The sequence below is a fragment of the Streptomyces fodineus genome (assembly GCF_001735805.1).
Lineage (GTDB): Bacteria > Actinomycetota > Actinomycetes > Streptomycetales > Streptomycetaceae > Streptomyces > Streptomyces fodineus.
The window spans coordinates 685,863-700,529 of record NZ_CP017248.1 but is presented as its reverse complement, the minus strand read 5'-3'; the positions used below and the strand labels follow the sequence as shown (position 1 = coordinate 700,529).

Genomic DNA, 14,667 nt, shown 5'->3' with positions numbered 1-14,667 from the left:
ATGCGATCCATGAGCCATGATCCATACGCCTCACCGGCCGGTGCCGCCTCGGGCACATCGCTCGCACAGCCTGCGGAAGGGCGGTCGAACTGAGGTGGAGATCACCATCCACAGACCCGGCGAGCTGACGGCCGAACTGCGCGGGGCCTGGCACCGTGCGATGGACGAGTCGCCCGAGTACGCCAACCCCTTCCTCGCACCGGAGTTCGCGATCGGCGTCGGCCGGTTCCGGGGCGGGGCGCGCGTGGCGGTCCTGCGCGAGAACGGCGAGCCGGCCGGGTTCTTCCCGTACGAGCGGGGGCCATTCGGCACCGGACGGGCCATCGGGCTCGGACTGTCCGACTGCCAGGCCCTCGTGCACCGGCCCGGCCTCGCCTGGCACGCCGAGGACCTGCTGCGGGCCTGCCGGCTCAGCATCTTCGAGTTCGACCATCTCGTTGAGGAACAACGGCCGTTCGCGCCCCACGTGACCGGCACCTTCGCCTCACCGGTGATCGATGTGAAGCCCGGCGACGGCGGCTACCCGGAGTGGCTGCGCGGCACCTACCCGGGGCTGGCCAAGACGACCCTGAAGAAGGAACGGCGCCTGGGCCGGGACATCGGCGAGGTGCGGTTCGTGTTCGACGAGCGTGACCCGCAGGTCCTGCGCACCCTCATGCGGTGGAAGTCCGCCCAGTACCGCAGGACCGGCCGTATGGACCGGTTCTCCCGGCCGTGGATCGTCGCTCTGGTCGACCATCTCTTCCGCGAGCGCGAGGAGCACTTCACCGGAGTGCTGTCCGTGCTGTACGCGGGGGACCGGCCGGTCGCGGCCCACTTCGGCCCCCGGTCGAGCACGGTGCTGGCGGCCTGGTTCACCGCCTACGACCCCGAACTGCACTACTACTCACCGGGGTTGATGATGCACCTGAGGACCGCCGAGGCGGCTGCCCGGGCCGGGGTGACCATGGTCGACCTCGGCCGCGGTGACAAGGAGTACAAGGACTGGCTGAAGACCCGCGAACTGCGGGTCGCCGAGGGCTTCGCCGCCCGGGCCCACCCGGTGGCGCTGGCCCAGCGGCTGTGGCGCAGGCCGGTACGCGGGCTGCGCAACACCGTGCTGGCCCATCCCCGGCTGCGCGATCCGGCCGACCAGCTGCTGAAGACGGTCGGAAGGCTCCGCACACAGGGTGCGGCGGCTTCCCCGGCCGCCGGGAAGAATCGCCTTCCCGGGCGGTAGTTGCTGGCAGGTTCTCGTCAAATTTTGGCCAAGCGGCGGACGTTTTCACGCCAGCGTGGTCGGGTCTCCTGCGTCGGCAGTGTCGATGCATTCCGGGAGGCCCCTGGTGTCCGTACCAACCCACAGAAGACGGTGGTTCACGGTCTGTGCGCTCACCGCGTCCGCCGCGCTCGTCGTGATACCCCCGTCCGCCGCCTCCGGGCGCTCGCCCAGCCCCTTCGGCGTCCGTGCGCTCGGCCAACTCGCCAAGGAACGCGAGCAGTCGGTGGGCGCCATGTCCCCGCACGTGGCCGGGGACGATGACCACGGCAACGAGGCGGACGAGATCGCCGAGGGCGCGGACCAGTACGCCGAGGCCCGCACCTCACCCGGTGTGGTCGCCCCGGGCGCGTACGGCGCGGCCTGGCGCGACCTCACCAACCTCGACAGCACCGGCGGCAGGTGGCGCAATGTCACCGATCTGCCGTACGACTCCGACGACCCGCGCTACCGCGACATCGACTCCAACTCCAGCGGTGGCAGCGGAAACGTCACCGGCAGGATGGCGGCGATCGCCGCCGACGACGACGGCTACGTCTACGCGGGCAGCGCCGGCGGCGGGGTGTGGCGCTCGCGCACCGGGGGCGGCCACTGGCAGCCCGTCAGCGACCGGCTGCCCGCCCAGTCCACCGGCGCCCTCGCCGTCGACGGCGCGGGCCGGCTGTGGCTGGGCACCGGCGAGGCCACCACCAACGCCGACGCCTATCTCGGCAGCGGCGTCTACGTCCTCACCGACCCCCACCACGGCACCTTCTCCGCACGCAGCAGGGTCGGCGGCGACGAGCTGGAGAGCACCACCATCCACGAGCTGCGCTTCGGCGGCGGCAAGGTCTGGGCGGCCACCGGCAAGGGCGTGTGGAGCCACTCCACGAACAAGCTCACCGGCCCCTGGAAGCTGGAGTTCGCACCCAACCCCGACTATCTGCCCGGCGGTTCGAAGGCCGGCGATCCGTCCGCGCCGTACAAGAACATCGCCAACGACATCGCCATCGACCCCAAGGACCCGGCCAAGGTGGTCCTCGCCGTCGGCTGGCGCAGCGGCGACGACTACAACGGCTTCTACACCGAGGCGGGCGGCACCTGGACCCGGATCAGCAGCGGCCTCGGTGACCTCCCGGCCGACGCCGGCAACGTCGGCAACGTCACCTTCGCCCGCTCCGCCGACGGCTCCCGCTACTACGCCATCGACCAGTCCCCGCAGCAGCTCAACACCAACCCGGACAGTGGCCTGGAGGGCATCTACGTCTCCAAGTCCGGCTCGCCGACCGGCCCCTGGACGAAGATCGCCGACTACAAGGGGCTGGCGGCCGACAACTCGGCGCTGACCTCGCCCGGTTACATGCCGGGCGTCCAGGCCTGGTACAACCAGTTCCTCACCGTCGATCCCAGCGACCCCCAGCACGTGTACGCCGGCCTGGAAGAGGTCTACGAGACCAAGGACGGCGGCGGCACCTGGTCCACCGTCGGCCCGTACTGGAACTTCGGGTTCTCCTGCTGGAGCATCGACCCGGCCGAGCAGACCGGGGACTGCCACCAGACCACCCACTCCGACCAGCACGGCGTCGCGATCGGCCGCTACCACGGCACGAGCTTCGTGTACGTAGGCAACGACGGCGGCGTCTACAAGCGCCCGGTCGACGGCGCCCAGGACGCCTCCGGCCACGCCACCGACTGGACCTCCCTCAACGACGGCACCATCGACACCCTGCAGTACTACTCCGTCGGCATCGGCAAGGACCTCGACCACGGCGGCCTGTCCGTCACCGGCGGCCTCCAGGACAACGGCCAGTCCATCCTGCGTGGCAATGACACGGTGATGGGCTCCGACTTCGGCGGCGACGGCGGCGACACGCTCACCGACCCGGCCAACGGCTGCAACATCGCCCAGGAGTACGTCTACCTAGCCGTCCAGGTCACCCAGAACTGCGCGGTGAACGACGGCAGCTGGACCAAGGACGCGAGCAAGGCGACGTCGTACTCCGTCGCCCCGCCCGACAACGCCACCAGCGAGGCCCGCTTCATCGCCCCGCTCGCGGCGGACATGAAGGACGGCAACACCTGGGTGGCCGGCGGCCGGCACATCTGGGTCCAGACCCATGGCTACGGCATCCGCAGCGGCTCGGAGTGGACCAGCGTGCACGACTTCGGCGCCGGCCGGGTCGCGACCGCCGTCGCCGCGTCCGGCGGCAGGATCTACGCCGCCTGGTGCGGTCCCTGCAACAACCAGGGCTTCGCCCGGGGCATCGCCGTCGGCAACGCGGACGGCACCGGCTGGCACGACATCAGCCTGCCCGTCGACGGCACCGTGCCCAACCGCTACCTCAGCGGCTTCGCCGTCGACCCGAAGAACGCCGACCACGTCTTCCTCGCGGTGAACGGTTTCTCCCGGCACTGGACGGAGGGCCCCGGGGCCGGCGTCGGCCACGTCTTCGAGTCCACCGACGGCGGCACCACCTGGAAGGACATCTCGGCCAACCTGCCCGACGTGCCCACCGACTCCGCGCTGGTGACGGCCGACGGCGGCCTCGCCGTCGCCACGGACCTCGGTGTCGTCTACCGCGCGCCGGGCTGCACCACCTGGCAGCGGGTCGGCAGCCTGCCGGCGGTCGCCGTCCTCCAGCTCAAGACCGGCCCGGACGGCGGCACGCTGTACGCCGCCACGCACGGCCGGGGAATCTACACCGTGAAGGTGCGGGACCTGCACTGAGCGCCCGGTGAAGGCAAGGGGTGACCTCCGGGCCCCGATGGCCCGGAGGTCACCCCTCCCCGTACTCGCCGCGTACCGCCCGGCCCACCTCCGTCCGCAGCTTCACGAACGCGGGCAGACTCCGGGTGGTGAGCTGGTCCCGTTCGGCCGGCAGGTCCACCGGCAGGTCACGGACGACGAGGGAGCCGGGGCCGGGGGAGAGGACCACGACGCGGTCGCCGACGTACACGCTCTCGTCGATGTCGTGGGTGACGAACACGATGGTCGTGCCGTCGGCGCGATGGACCTGAAGGAGCAGGTCCTCCAGGTCCTCGCGGGTGCGGGCGTCCAGCGAGCCGAACGGCTCGTCCATGAGCAGCAGGGACGGCCGGCAGACCAGCGCGCGGGCGATGGCCACCCGCTGCTGCATGCCGCCGGACAGCTCCCGGGGATGCCGGCGTCCGGCCCCGTGCAGGCCGACGCGTTCGAGGATCGTCTCGGCCGCGGCCCGGCGGGCGGCGCGCCCCAGGCCCCGGCGGCGCAGCGGCAGGGCCACGTTGTCGCGCACGGTGAGCCAGGGCAGCAGCGAGCGGCCGTACTCCTGGAAGACGACCGCGAGCCGCTCCGGCACGCCGGTGACCGGCGCGCCGTCGATGGTGATCGTGCCCTCCTGCGCGGGCAGCAGCCCGGCGATGGTGCGCAGCAGCGTGGACTTGCCGCAGCCGGAGGGCCCGACCACGCTGAGGAGTTGACCGTCGGGCACGGTGAGGCTGAACCGGTCCAGGACGCGCATGTCGCCGAAGTGCCGGCTGACGGAGTCGAGGCGCAGCATCCCTCACCCGGCCCAGGGCTCGTACAGGGTGCCCGCGCTTCCGCCGACCCGCAGGTGCAGCAGGAAGGGCCCGGTGCCGTCGCCGTGGCCCAGGGCGTGGTCCAGCGCGGCAGGCAGCTCCTCGGCGTGTTCGGCGCGGGCCGCAGGGCAGCCGAAGGCCTCGGCGAGGGCGGCGAAGTCGATGCCGGTGATGTCCGTGCCGGGGACGGGCGCGATGCCGATCCGGCGGCCGAGCGCGCGGACGGCCGCGTAACCGCCGTTGTCCAGAAGGACGTACGTGACCGGTGCCGTGTGCCGGGCCGCACTCCACAGCGCCTGCACCGAATAGAGCGCCGAGCCGTCGCCGACCACGCACACCACCCGGCGCCGGTCGGCGAGCGCCCGGCCGACCGCGAGCGGCAGGCCCCAGCCGAGGGCCCCGCTGCCCGTGGTGAGGAAGCCGCCGCCGGACTCGACGGGCACGCGCGCGTGCAGCGTGTCACGGTGGCTCGGCGCCTCCTCGACGAGGACCCGGTCGCGCGGCAGCCGGGCGCTCAGCAGATCGAAGAACAGCTCCGGGGTGATGTGCCCCTCGGCGCGGGTCGGGGCGGGGGCCGGCCTGGGTGGTGGCGGGTCGTGGTCGGGTTCCTTGTCCAGCAGTTCGGTGAGCCGTTCCAGGGCGGGCCGCAGGGTGGTGACGATGCTGGTGCCGGTGGGCAGCCAGGCGGCCTGGCCGGGGTCGCAGTCCAGGTGGAACAGTTCGGTGCCGGGCGCGAGCGGCGGACCGTCGTCCGCCACATGGTAGGTGAACACCGGGGTGCCGAGGGCCACCACCACGTCGTACGGAGCGAGCCGCGCGGCCAGTCGACGGGCGATCGGCGGCAGGAACCCCTGGAACAGCGGATGCGACTCCGGGAAACCGGAGCGGCCGGAGAGCGGGCTGATCCACACCCCGGCCCGGGTCCGCTCGGCGAGCGCCCGGACCTGTTCCAGCGCGTCCTCGTCGTCCACCCCTGGGCCCACCACGAGCGCCGGGCGCGCACAGGCGGTGAGCCGGGCGGCGAGTGCGCGCAGGGCGTCCGGGTCGGCCGTGAACGCCGCGTGCACCGTGCGGGGCGGGACGGGTTCGGAGGGCCGGTCCCAGTCGTCCTCCGGCACCGACACGAACACCGGGCCGCGCGGATGCGTCATCGCGATCCGGTACGCCTCGGCGAGCACGGCAGGCACGTCCTCGGCCCGCTCCGGCTGGCGGGCGGACTTCACGTACGGGCGCGGGAACAGGGCCGGTTCGTCGGCGCCGAGGAAGGGCCGTAACCGGAGCAGTGAGCGCGCCTGCTGTCCCGCCACGACGACCAGCGGCACCCGGTCGCGGAAGGCGTTGAACACCGCACCGAGCGCGTGCCCCACCCCGCCGGCCGAGTGCAGGCTGACGAAGGCGGCACGCCGGGTGCCGAGCGCGTGCCCGGCCGCCATTCCCACGGCCACGGACTCCTGCAGGCCCAGCACATAGGTGAAGTCGTCCGGCCAGTCGCGGAACATCCGCAGTTCCGTGGAGCCCGGATTGCCGAACACCGTGGTCATGCCGGTCTCCCGCAGAAACCGTACGACCGCCTCGCGCACCGTGACCGTCGTCATGCCGTCCTCCCCGCGGACGTCCTCGGGCCGACGAGCCGCTTCTCGACCGCCAGCAAGCCGGTGTTGAGGAGATAGCCCAGCGCGCCGAGCAGCATCAGCGCGGCCCACACCGTGAGCAGGTCCGAGCGTGTCTGGGCGTCGGTGAGCGTGAAACCGATACCGTCGTCGGCGCCCGGCAGCAGCTCGGAGAACACCATCAGGATCAGGCACAGCGACAGACTGAGCCGGAGCCCCGCGAAGATCCGGGGCAGCGCCGAGGGCAGGATCAGGAACCACAGCCGTTCGGGCGCCGTCAGCCGCAGCACGGCCGCCACCTCCAGCCGCAGCGGGTCGGTGGCACGGGCGCCCTCGGCCGAGTTGACCAGCACCGGCCATACGGCGCTGAACACGATCGACGCCACCTGCATGGGCGTACCGAAGTCGAAGACGACGACGAAGACCGGCACCAGGGCGGGCGGCGGCACGGACCGTGCGAACTGGAGCACCGGGTTGCACAGCGCGTACGCCCGGCGCGAGCGGCCCATCGCAATCCCCAGGGTGATTCCGGCGACGGCGGCGAGCGCGAACCCGGCCGCCATCCGGCCGAGGCTGGGCAGGATGGTGTCGACGGCGGCCGGGGTCAGGAACAGATGATCGACGGCGCCCGAGAACCACAGGTCGCGCGCGTGCCGGGCGATGCGCAGCGGCGGCGGGAAGTAGACGCTGCCCCGCGCCCGTGCGGCCAGCTCCCAGCAGGCCACGGCGACGAGCAGCACCGCCCAGCGCAGCAGGAAGGGGACGGCGGTGGCGCGGGGCGAGCCGGACGCGTTGCCCTGTGTCCCCGTCATGGGTGGCCCCGCTCCGACTTCCCTGCCTCCGGGCCGGGTTCCAGCGCCCAGGCGAACAACCGCCCCTCCACGCCCACCAGTACGCCGTTGATCACCAGCCCGAGACCGCCCGCCCACACCACCCCCGCCAGCACGTCCCGCGTACCGTCCGTCGCCGTCTGGGCCTGGGCGATGAAGATGCCGAGGCCCTGGCCGAAGCCGGAGAGGATCTCCGTGGCGACGGCCAGGATCAGCGCGACCGCGGCCGAGATCCGCACCCCGGCGGCGATGAACGGCGCGGTGGCCGGCAACTCCACCCGCAGCAGCACCGCGAGCCGCCCGAACCCGAAGGCCCGCAGGGTGTCCTTGGCCAGCGGGTCGGTCTCGCCCAGGCCGTAGACGGTGTTGAACAGCACCGGCCAGAGCGAGGCGTACGCGATCAGCGTCACCTCCGTCTCCGTGCCCGACCCGAGCAGCAGCGACACCAGCGGGATCAGCGCGACGGACGGCAGCGGCCGCAGGAACTCGATCACCGCGCGTGCGGCGGCCTCCACGACCGGCACCGCGCCCAGCAGCAGCCCCAGCGGTACGGCGATCGCGCAGGCGAGCCCGAGGCCGAGCGCCCACGCCCGCAGGGTCACCCCGATGCCGTCGACGAAGACCGGGTCAGCCGTCAACCGGGCGGCGCGGACGAGGACTTCGGAGGCGGGCGGCAGGTAGCTGCGCCGTACGATCCCGGCCCGGGAGACCGCCTCGCACACCCCGAAGGCCCCCGCCGCGCCGAGCAGGCCGAGCAGCATATCCTGACGCCGTGTCACTTCGCCAGCAGGGGAGCCGGATCGATGTCCTTCTTCAGCAGCCCCTGCTCCCGCATGAGCCGGATGAGCCGGCGCAGTGCGGCCGGGTCGGCGGTCGCCGGATAGGACGGCAGATGGATCGACGCGGCCTGGTCCGCGGTCACCTTGGCGTACTTCGGCAGCTCCGTGCGGACCGCTCCGGGATCCTTGGCGGCGAGCTTCGAGGCCGCCTCGACGGCACGCCGGAAGCCCGCGGCGGCCTTCGGGTTCTTCTTCACGAAGTCGGCCGTGGTGATGTACCCGCTGGCCGGCAGGCCGAGCGCCGGTCCCGAGCCGGCGTCCAGCAGCACCCGCGCGCCCAACTCGCCCTGGATGGCGGTGTCGAAGGGCTCGACCGCGTGGGCGGCGTCCACCTGGCCCTTCTCCAGGGCGGGGCCCATCTGCGGGAACAGGATCTGCCGGTAGACGGGCCGCCCGGCGTCCTGGGCGTCGAGGATCGCGTTCAGGGTCAGGGACTGGATGTTGTTGAGGACGGCGACGGCGACCTTCTTGCCCGCGAGGTCGGCGGGCTTCTTCAGCGCCGAGTCCTTGGGCACGAGGACGTCCATCATGTGCGGGGCGATCCGGACGCCCTCGGCGAGGATGCGCAGGTCCAGGGTGCCCTTCTCGTAGGCCTGGAGGTAGGTGACGTAGTTCGCGCTCGCGATGACGCTCACCTGGCCCTTGAGCAGCGCGGGCAGCGCCTGGATGCTCTGCTGGACGGGCTGGATGCGCACGTCCAGACCCTCCTTGGCGAACAGCCCGCGGTCCCGGGCGAGATAGAGGGCGGCCGAGTCGGTGAGCGGCAGCGCCGCCACGGTCAGCCGCTGCCGTCCGTCGCCGGAGGACGACGTGCCGCCGCTGTCGCAGCCCACGAGGATCAGCGCCGCGGCGGCGACGAGTGCGGCGAGCCGTTTCGTTCCCGATCGTGATCGACGTAATGCCATACCGGCATGACTACCCTGCCTTTGTCATGATCGCTACAGGTCGGGGGCGGGTTTCGGGGCTTTCGGGGACAGGCGGCTGTGCGGAGCGAGTTCGTGCACCGCGCGTGCCCGCCGACCGCCGTGCTCGACCAAGAGCCTCGGCGCCGGTCAGGCCGGCGGAGTCGCGATGCGCAGGGGTGCCGCCGTGGGCTGTGCCGTGGTGTCGGCGGTGCCGGTCGCGTCCGTCCACCAGTCCGGGCCGTCCTCGATGTAGCGCAGCAGCACGCCCTCGCGGATGGCCCAGGGGCAGACGACGGCGCCGCGCAGCCCCATGAGCTTCAGCGCCGTGTGCCCGACGACCGCCCCGGCCAGGCTCTGCTCGGCGCGCGGCGCGGAGATCCCGGGCAGCTGGGCGCGCTCGGCGGCGGGCAGGGCGGCGAGGGTGCGGGCCGCCTCGTGCAGATCCCGGCAGCGCATCTCCCGCCGCACGAACGGCCCGTACCGGCCGGGCGCCGCCCCGCACAGCCGCGCCAGCTGCTGGAACGTACGGGAGCTGACCGCGGCCGTCCGGGGCCGCTCCCAGCGGATCCGCGAGGCCACGTCCCGCAGCTCATGGCGGATCCGGCGGCGCAGCTCCTTCAGTTCCTCCGGTCCCGGCGGGTCGTGGGTACCGAGGTACTCGCGCGTCAGCCGGCTCGCGCCGAGCGGCAGGGAGGCGGCGAAGTCGGGCAGCCGGCCGCGGCCGAAGGCCACCTCCAGCGAGCCGCCGCCGATGTCGAGCACCGCGAGCGGTCCGGCGTGCCAGCCCAGCCAGCGCCGGGCCGCCAGGAAGGTCAGCTCGGCCTCGGTCTCACCCGGCAGCGTGCACATGCGGACCCCGGTCCCGGCCGCGACCCGCCGCAGCACCTCCTGCCGGTTCGGGGCGCCGCGCACCACCGCGGTGGCGAAGGCCAGCGGCCCCGGCGCATGCCACCTGCGGGCGGTGGCGCCGGCCGCGCCCACGGCCTGCACCAGCGTCTCCACCGCCTCGTCGGTGATAGTGCCGTCGGGGCCGGCGTGTTCGGACAGGCGCAGCTTCCACTTGACGGTGTGCACCGGCAGCGGGACGCCGCCCTCCACGTCCGCGATCACCAGCCGAACCGTGTTCGACCCCGCATCCACCACGCTCAGCCGCATGGCCGGGAAGTACCCAGTTTCCCGATGGGAACCCGTCATTCAGGGGGCGCCAGTGTGCACACCACGGGCTTGGCAGGACCTCAGGAACGGCTCGCGGGGCAGCCGGAGGCGGACCAGGCGCAGGCCGCGCACGGACGGGGGTCCAGCGGACGCCCGTCCGGCGGCACGGTGCGCGCACACCACCCGCACACCACGTCCGCCTCGGCCCCGGCCGCCCGAAGCCGGGCCGCGGCCCCGGCGGCAGCCTCGAACCAGGTGTCCCCGACCACCGGCACCGGGACGGCCGCGCACAACCGCGCACTGTGCCAGGCACTCAGACCGGTGACGCTCCGCAGGACCTGCACGACGTCCGTCCTTCGGTCCCCGGCACCCGTGAGCACCACCGCGAACGGCGGCTCCTCCATCCGGCACCCCCTCGGTACCTGTCCTGATCCCAGCCCCCACCCCGCCACGGAGCCCGTCCCTGCCCTATAGATGGTCACCACCACTGTCGGCGCAAGGAGCGGCACTTGAGCAGGACGGACGCGACGAGGGTACTGGTGATCGGCGGCGGCATCGCGGGGACCGCGGCCGCGCTCGGGCTGCACAAGGCCGGGTACGGCGTCACCGTGTACGAGGCACACCCCGACACGGCCGAGGACATCGGCGCGTTCCTGACCCTGGCGAGCAACGGCATGCGCGCCCTGGCCCAGCTCGACGCCACGGACGCCGTCACGGCCGTCGGTTTTCCGCTGACTTCGCTGCGGCTGCTCGACCACGAGGGCACCGAGCTGACCCACGCACCGCTCGGCGAGGTGGCCGAACCCGGGCTGCGCTACCGCTGTCTGCGCCGCGGCGAGCTGAACGCGGCCCTGCAGGGCGAGGCCGCCCGGCGCGGCATCCGCGTCCGCCATGGCGCCCGGCTGGTCGCCGTCACGGACGGCCCGCACGGCGTCACCGCCCGGTTCGCCGACGGCAGCACCGCCCACGCGGCCCTGCTCATCGGCGCCGACGGGCTGAACTCCACCGTGCGTCGGCTCCTCACCCCCGGCGCACGGCCCCTGTACGCGGGCCAGCGGATCTTCTACGGCTACACGGGCACCGCACCGGGCGCGGACGGCACCGGCGTCATCACCTTCGTCCGGGGCGGCGGGACCACGTTCGGATACGCGGTGTCGCCGGCCGGACAGACGTACTGGTTCGCCCGCGTGAGCACGGAGCCGCTGCCCGCCGGCGGCTCGGCGCGGCGCGCCCCGTGGCGCGAGGACCTGCTGCCGCTGCTGCGCAAGGACTGCCCGCCCGCCGCGGACATCGTCGCCGCCTCCCAGGGGCCCGTCATGGTCACCAACGCCACCGAGATGCCGCTCGCCGCCGTATGGCACCGGGGACGGACCCTGCTCATCGGCGACGCGGCCCACGCGGCCTCCCCGGCGACCGGCCAGGGAGCCTCGATGGCCCTGGAGGACGCCGTCGTCCTCGCCAAGGCGCTGCGGGACCTGCCCGGCGCCCCGGCCGCCTTCGCCGCCTACGAACGCCATCGGCGCCCACGGGTGGAACACAACATCAGCGTCAGCGGCGGGATCTCCCGCGGCGGCCGGAACGCGTCCCGTCCGGGTCCGGTCGTGGCCCGTCCCGCCGAACCGGACGAAGCGCTCCTGCGTCAACTGGCGTGGGACAGCCCGCTGTCCGCGCCCCCGCCCGAGGAGCCCTGACCGGCACGCCGAGCGGACGGGCGCGCGAAAGTGCAAGAGGCGGAGCACTGGAGTCCATTGCCGGGGAAACCGCCGGAGCCGGATCGTTCCGTGCAACCGGCCCTTCGGCAACAAGGAGCACAGTTGCGACTCTTGAGCAGAGCATGCGGCGCCGTCGCGGTGTTTTCGACGACTGCCGCCCTGGTCCTGGGCGGCGGTACCGTGTCCCCGGCGTCGGCCGCGCCACCCGCCGACGCCACCTACACCGTGACCGTGGGGACCCCGGTGCCCTTCACCCACCCCACGGACACCCCCGCCGGCCCCTACCTCGACCGGGACGGCACCTTCCACTACCAGCAGTCCGCCGCGCTGTACGGCGCCAAGGACCCACGCACCTGGGACTTCTACACCGGCAAGGACTTCGACTCCGCGACCTTCGACAAGACCCTGAGCAAGGCGGTGAACCCCGCCAACTCCGCCGACCGCAACGACGACACCACCTGGCGCTGCAACAACAGCCCCACCGGCCGGCAGGCGACGTACGCGCCGAGCGGCTCCGGCTACGCCCAGAAGAACTACTGCGACCTGTCCGGGGTGTGGGTCGACCCGGACACCGGCGCCTGGTACGGCCTGGTGCACAACGAGTTCACCCCGCAGCCCTTCGGCGACGGACTGCACTACGACGCCATCGACTACGCCGTCTCCACCGACCGGGGCCGCACCTGGACCATCAAGGACCACGTGATCACATCCCCGTACAGCACCGAGCGCGGCGACACCACGGCCTTCCCGAACCAGACGTACTCCTACGGCGACGGCGACCAGCGCCTCTTCGTCGACACCGCATCCGGCTACTTCTACGTCTATTACGGCTCCCGGATCATCGACAAGAGCGGTGGCTGGAAGGCGTTCTACGAGCATGTGGCCCGCGCCCCGATCTCCGCCAAGATGGCCCCCGGATCCTGGCGCAAGTGGTACGACGGCGCCTGGTCCCAGCCCGGCACCGGCGGCAAGGAGAGCGACATCGTCCCCGTCGACTCCGCCCACCCCACCGGCTACACCCCGGCCCCCGCCGAGTACGACCCGGCCAACACCGGCACCGCCGCGCAGCAGATCGCGGCCGGCAAGATGCCGCCGACCTCGCCGCTGTTCGTCATGAACATCGCCTACGACGCCTACCTCGGGCTCTACATCGGCGAACCGCAGGCCGTCGACCAGAGCGGGAAGTCACCGCAGTACCTCTACGCCACCGACGATCTGACTTCCCAGAAGTGGCACCTCATCGGGGACACCGGCGGCTACACCAACGCCTCCTGGTACCGCTGGTTCCTCGACAGCGCCAACCGTACCGGCTCCACGATCGTCGGCAGGTCCTTCCGCTCCTACTGCGCCTTCGGCTGCTCGCACGACGCCTCCGGCGAGTACGTCGACCTCACCGTCGACTCCACCGCACCCGCGGCCGCGCCCATGGACACGACCCGCGGTTACCGCATCGCGAGCGGTGCCGGCCGGATCCTCGCCCAGGCCTCCGGCGGCACCGCCACCACCTCGCTGGCGCGGCCCACCCGATCCGGCCGCGACACCTGGGTCCTCACCCCGACCGGCGACGGCGCCTTCACCATCGCCAACGCCGCGAGCGGCCGGCTGCTCGGCGTCGACTCCGCCTCCACCAGGGGCCGCGCCTGGGGTGCCAGGCCCACCGTCACCGCGGCACGGGCCGGCGGGCCGTCGGTCGGTCAGCAGTGGTTCGTGATCGCGAACGCCCGCGGCGGCACCTACCGTCTGGTCAACCGCTACAGCGGCCTGGTGCTCGGCCTCTCCGGCAGGTCCGGCCGGCTCGCCGAGACCACGCCGGTACGCAACTGGACGGACCACAGCGGAAGTTCCGTCGGCGCGGGGCGCTCCGCCGCGGAACAGAGCCTGTCCCTGACCGCGACCTGAGCGCTCCGCGGGAGTGCCGCGACACGCCGTCGCGGGCGCTCAACTCCCTGCGGACGCCAGGAAACCTCCGGCTATCCTGCGCCCATGCCGATCAGCAACGGGGAATCCGACGCCCGCCTGGCCCTGACCGCCGCCCAGGCGGGCGCCGCCGTGGTCCGTGACCTCTACGGCAGCAGGCTCGCGCGCTACGACAAGTCCGCCGGCGACTTCGCGACCGAGGCCGACCTCGCCGCCGAGCGGGCCATCCTGGACGTGCTGCGCGCCGCCCGCCCCGGCGACGCCGTGACCGGCGAGGAGAGCGGACGCTCCGGCGCCGCCGGCGCCCACCGGCGCTGGCTCGTCGACCCGCTGTGCGGCACCCTCAACTACGCGGTCCGGACCGTGCTCGCCGGCGTGAACGTCGCCCTGCGCGAGGGGGCCGAGGCCACGGCCGCCGCGACCGCCGACCCGTTCAGCGGCGAGGTGTTCTGGACCGACGGCGAAGCGGCCTGGGTCCACAGGGGTGGCGAGGACGAGCCGCTGACACCCTGGGCCGGATCCGCCCTGGTGGACGTCAACCTCGACCCGCCGTTCCCCAACGCCCCCGGTTTCCGAGCGGTCCACCTCCTCGCCGACCCGGGCTTCGCCGGACGGTTCCGGCCCCGGGTGGTCTCCAGCACCCTCGCGGTGGCCTGGGTCGCCGCCGGACGCCGGGCCGCCTACGTCACCGACGGCGACCTGCGCGACAGCGTGCACTTCGCGGCCGGGATCGCCCTGTGCCGCGCGGCGGGCTGCACGGTCACCGGCCTGTACGGCGAGCCCGTGCTCAGCGGTGCACACGGACTCGTCGCGGCGGCGGACGCGGAGACCCATGCCGCACTGCTGGATCTCGTGAAGAACCAGAGGGGCTGAAAGGCTCGGTCCAGGCCGGCAGGCGCGCTGA

Annotated in this window: 12 protein-coding genes; 5 read left to right on the top strand and 7 right to left on the bottom strand. The window is 73.0% G+C overall.

The features are described from left to right. Positions 1-94: 94 nt before the first annotated feature. Positions 95-1,219, top strand: coding sequence for a GNAT family N-acetyltransferase (locus BFF78_RS03090; protein WP_227025690.1), 1,125 nt, complete (start codon positions 95-97; stop codon positions 1,217-1,219). Between the two features lie 106 nt (positions 1,220-1,325). Beyond that, a complete protein-coding gene (locus BFF78_RS03085) occupies positions 1,326-3,965 on the top strand; it encodes a WD40/YVTN/BNR-like repeat-containing protein (protein ID WP_069776836.1) in 2,640 nt (879 codons plus the stop codon). Positions 3,966-4,014: 49 nt separating this feature from the next. Here BFF78_RS03085 and BFF78_RS03080 read toward each other — a convergent pair whose 3' ends face one another. From BFF78_RS03080 to BFF78_RS03050, 7 genes are all read right to left on the bottom strand, one after another. Continuing rightward, positions 4,015-4,776 carry an ABC transporter ATP-binding protein gene (locus BFF78_RS03080; RefSeq protein ID WP_069776835.1) on the bottom strand — a complete coding sequence of 254 codons (762 nt, stop codon included), beginning with the start codon at positions 4,774-4,776 and terminating at the stop codon, positions 4,015-4,017. Positions 4,777-4,779: 3 nt separating this feature from the next. Further along, the gene (gene mdlC, locus BFF78_RS03075) at positions 4,780-6,390 is read right to left on the bottom strand and encodes a benzoylformate decarboxylase (RefSeq protein ID WP_069776834.1); all 1,611 of its coding nucleotides are present in this window, start codon (positions 6,388-6,390) and stop codon (positions 4,780-4,782) included. Continuing rightward, entirely contained in the window at positions 6,387-7,217 is an 831-nt protein-coding gene (locus BFF78_RS03070; RefSeq protein WP_069776833.1) for an ABC transporter permease, read from the bottom strand. The genes mdlC and BFF78_RS03070 overlap by 4 nt, the downstream gene beginning before the upstream one ends. Then, positions 7,214-7,996 carry an ABC transporter permease gene (locus tag BFF78_RS03065; RefSeq protein WP_069776832.1) on the bottom strand — a complete coding sequence of 261 codons (783 nt, stop codon included), beginning with the start codon at positions 7,994-7,996 and terminating at the stop codon, positions 7,214-7,216. Before BFF78_RS03065 ends, BFF78_RS03070 begins: the two co-directional genes overlap by 4 nt. A gap of 14 nt (positions 7,997-8,010) precedes the next feature. Then, the gene (locus tag BFF78_RS03060; protein WP_069776831.1) at positions 8,011-8,979 is read right to left on the bottom strand and encodes an ABC transporter substrate-binding protein; all 969 of its coding nucleotides are present in this window, start codon (positions 8,977-8,979) and stop codon (positions 8,011-8,013) included. 147 nt (positions 8,980-9,126) lie between these two features. Beyond that, entirely contained in the window at positions 9,127-10,134 is a 1,008-nt protein-coding gene (locus BFF78_RS03055; protein ID WP_069776830.1) for a Ppx/GppA family phosphatase, read from the bottom strand. Positions 10,135-10,214: 80 nt separating this feature from the next. Next, on the bottom strand, positions 10,215-10,538 hold the full coding sequence (locus BFF78_RS03050) for a ribosomal protein L7/L12 (protein WP_069776829.1): 324 nt from the start codon (positions 10,536-10,538) through the stop codon (positions 10,215-10,217). 105 nt (positions 10,539-10,643) lie between these two features. Between BFF78_RS03050 and BFF78_RS03045 the strand changes: the two genes are divergently transcribed. From BFF78_RS03045 to BFF78_RS03035, 3 genes are all read left to right on the top strand, one after another. Next, positions 10,644-11,825, top strand: coding sequence for an FAD-dependent oxidoreductase (locus BFF78_RS03045; protein WP_227025689.1), 1,182 nt, complete (start codon positions 10,644-10,646; stop codon positions 11,823-11,825). 132 nt (positions 11,826-11,957) lie between these two features. Then, positions 11,958-13,745: an RICIN domain-containing protein gene (locus BFF78_RS03040; protein WP_335755302.1), complete on the top strand. Its 1,788-nt coding sequence runs from the start codon at positions 11,958-11,960 to the stop codon at positions 13,743-13,745. An 84-nt stretch (positions 13,746-13,829) separates the two neighbouring features. Then, entirely contained in the window at positions 13,830-14,636 is an 807-nt protein-coding gene (locus BFF78_RS03035; protein WP_069776828.1) for an inositol monophosphatase family protein, read from the top strand. Positions 14,637-14,667 lie beyond the last annotated feature (31 nt).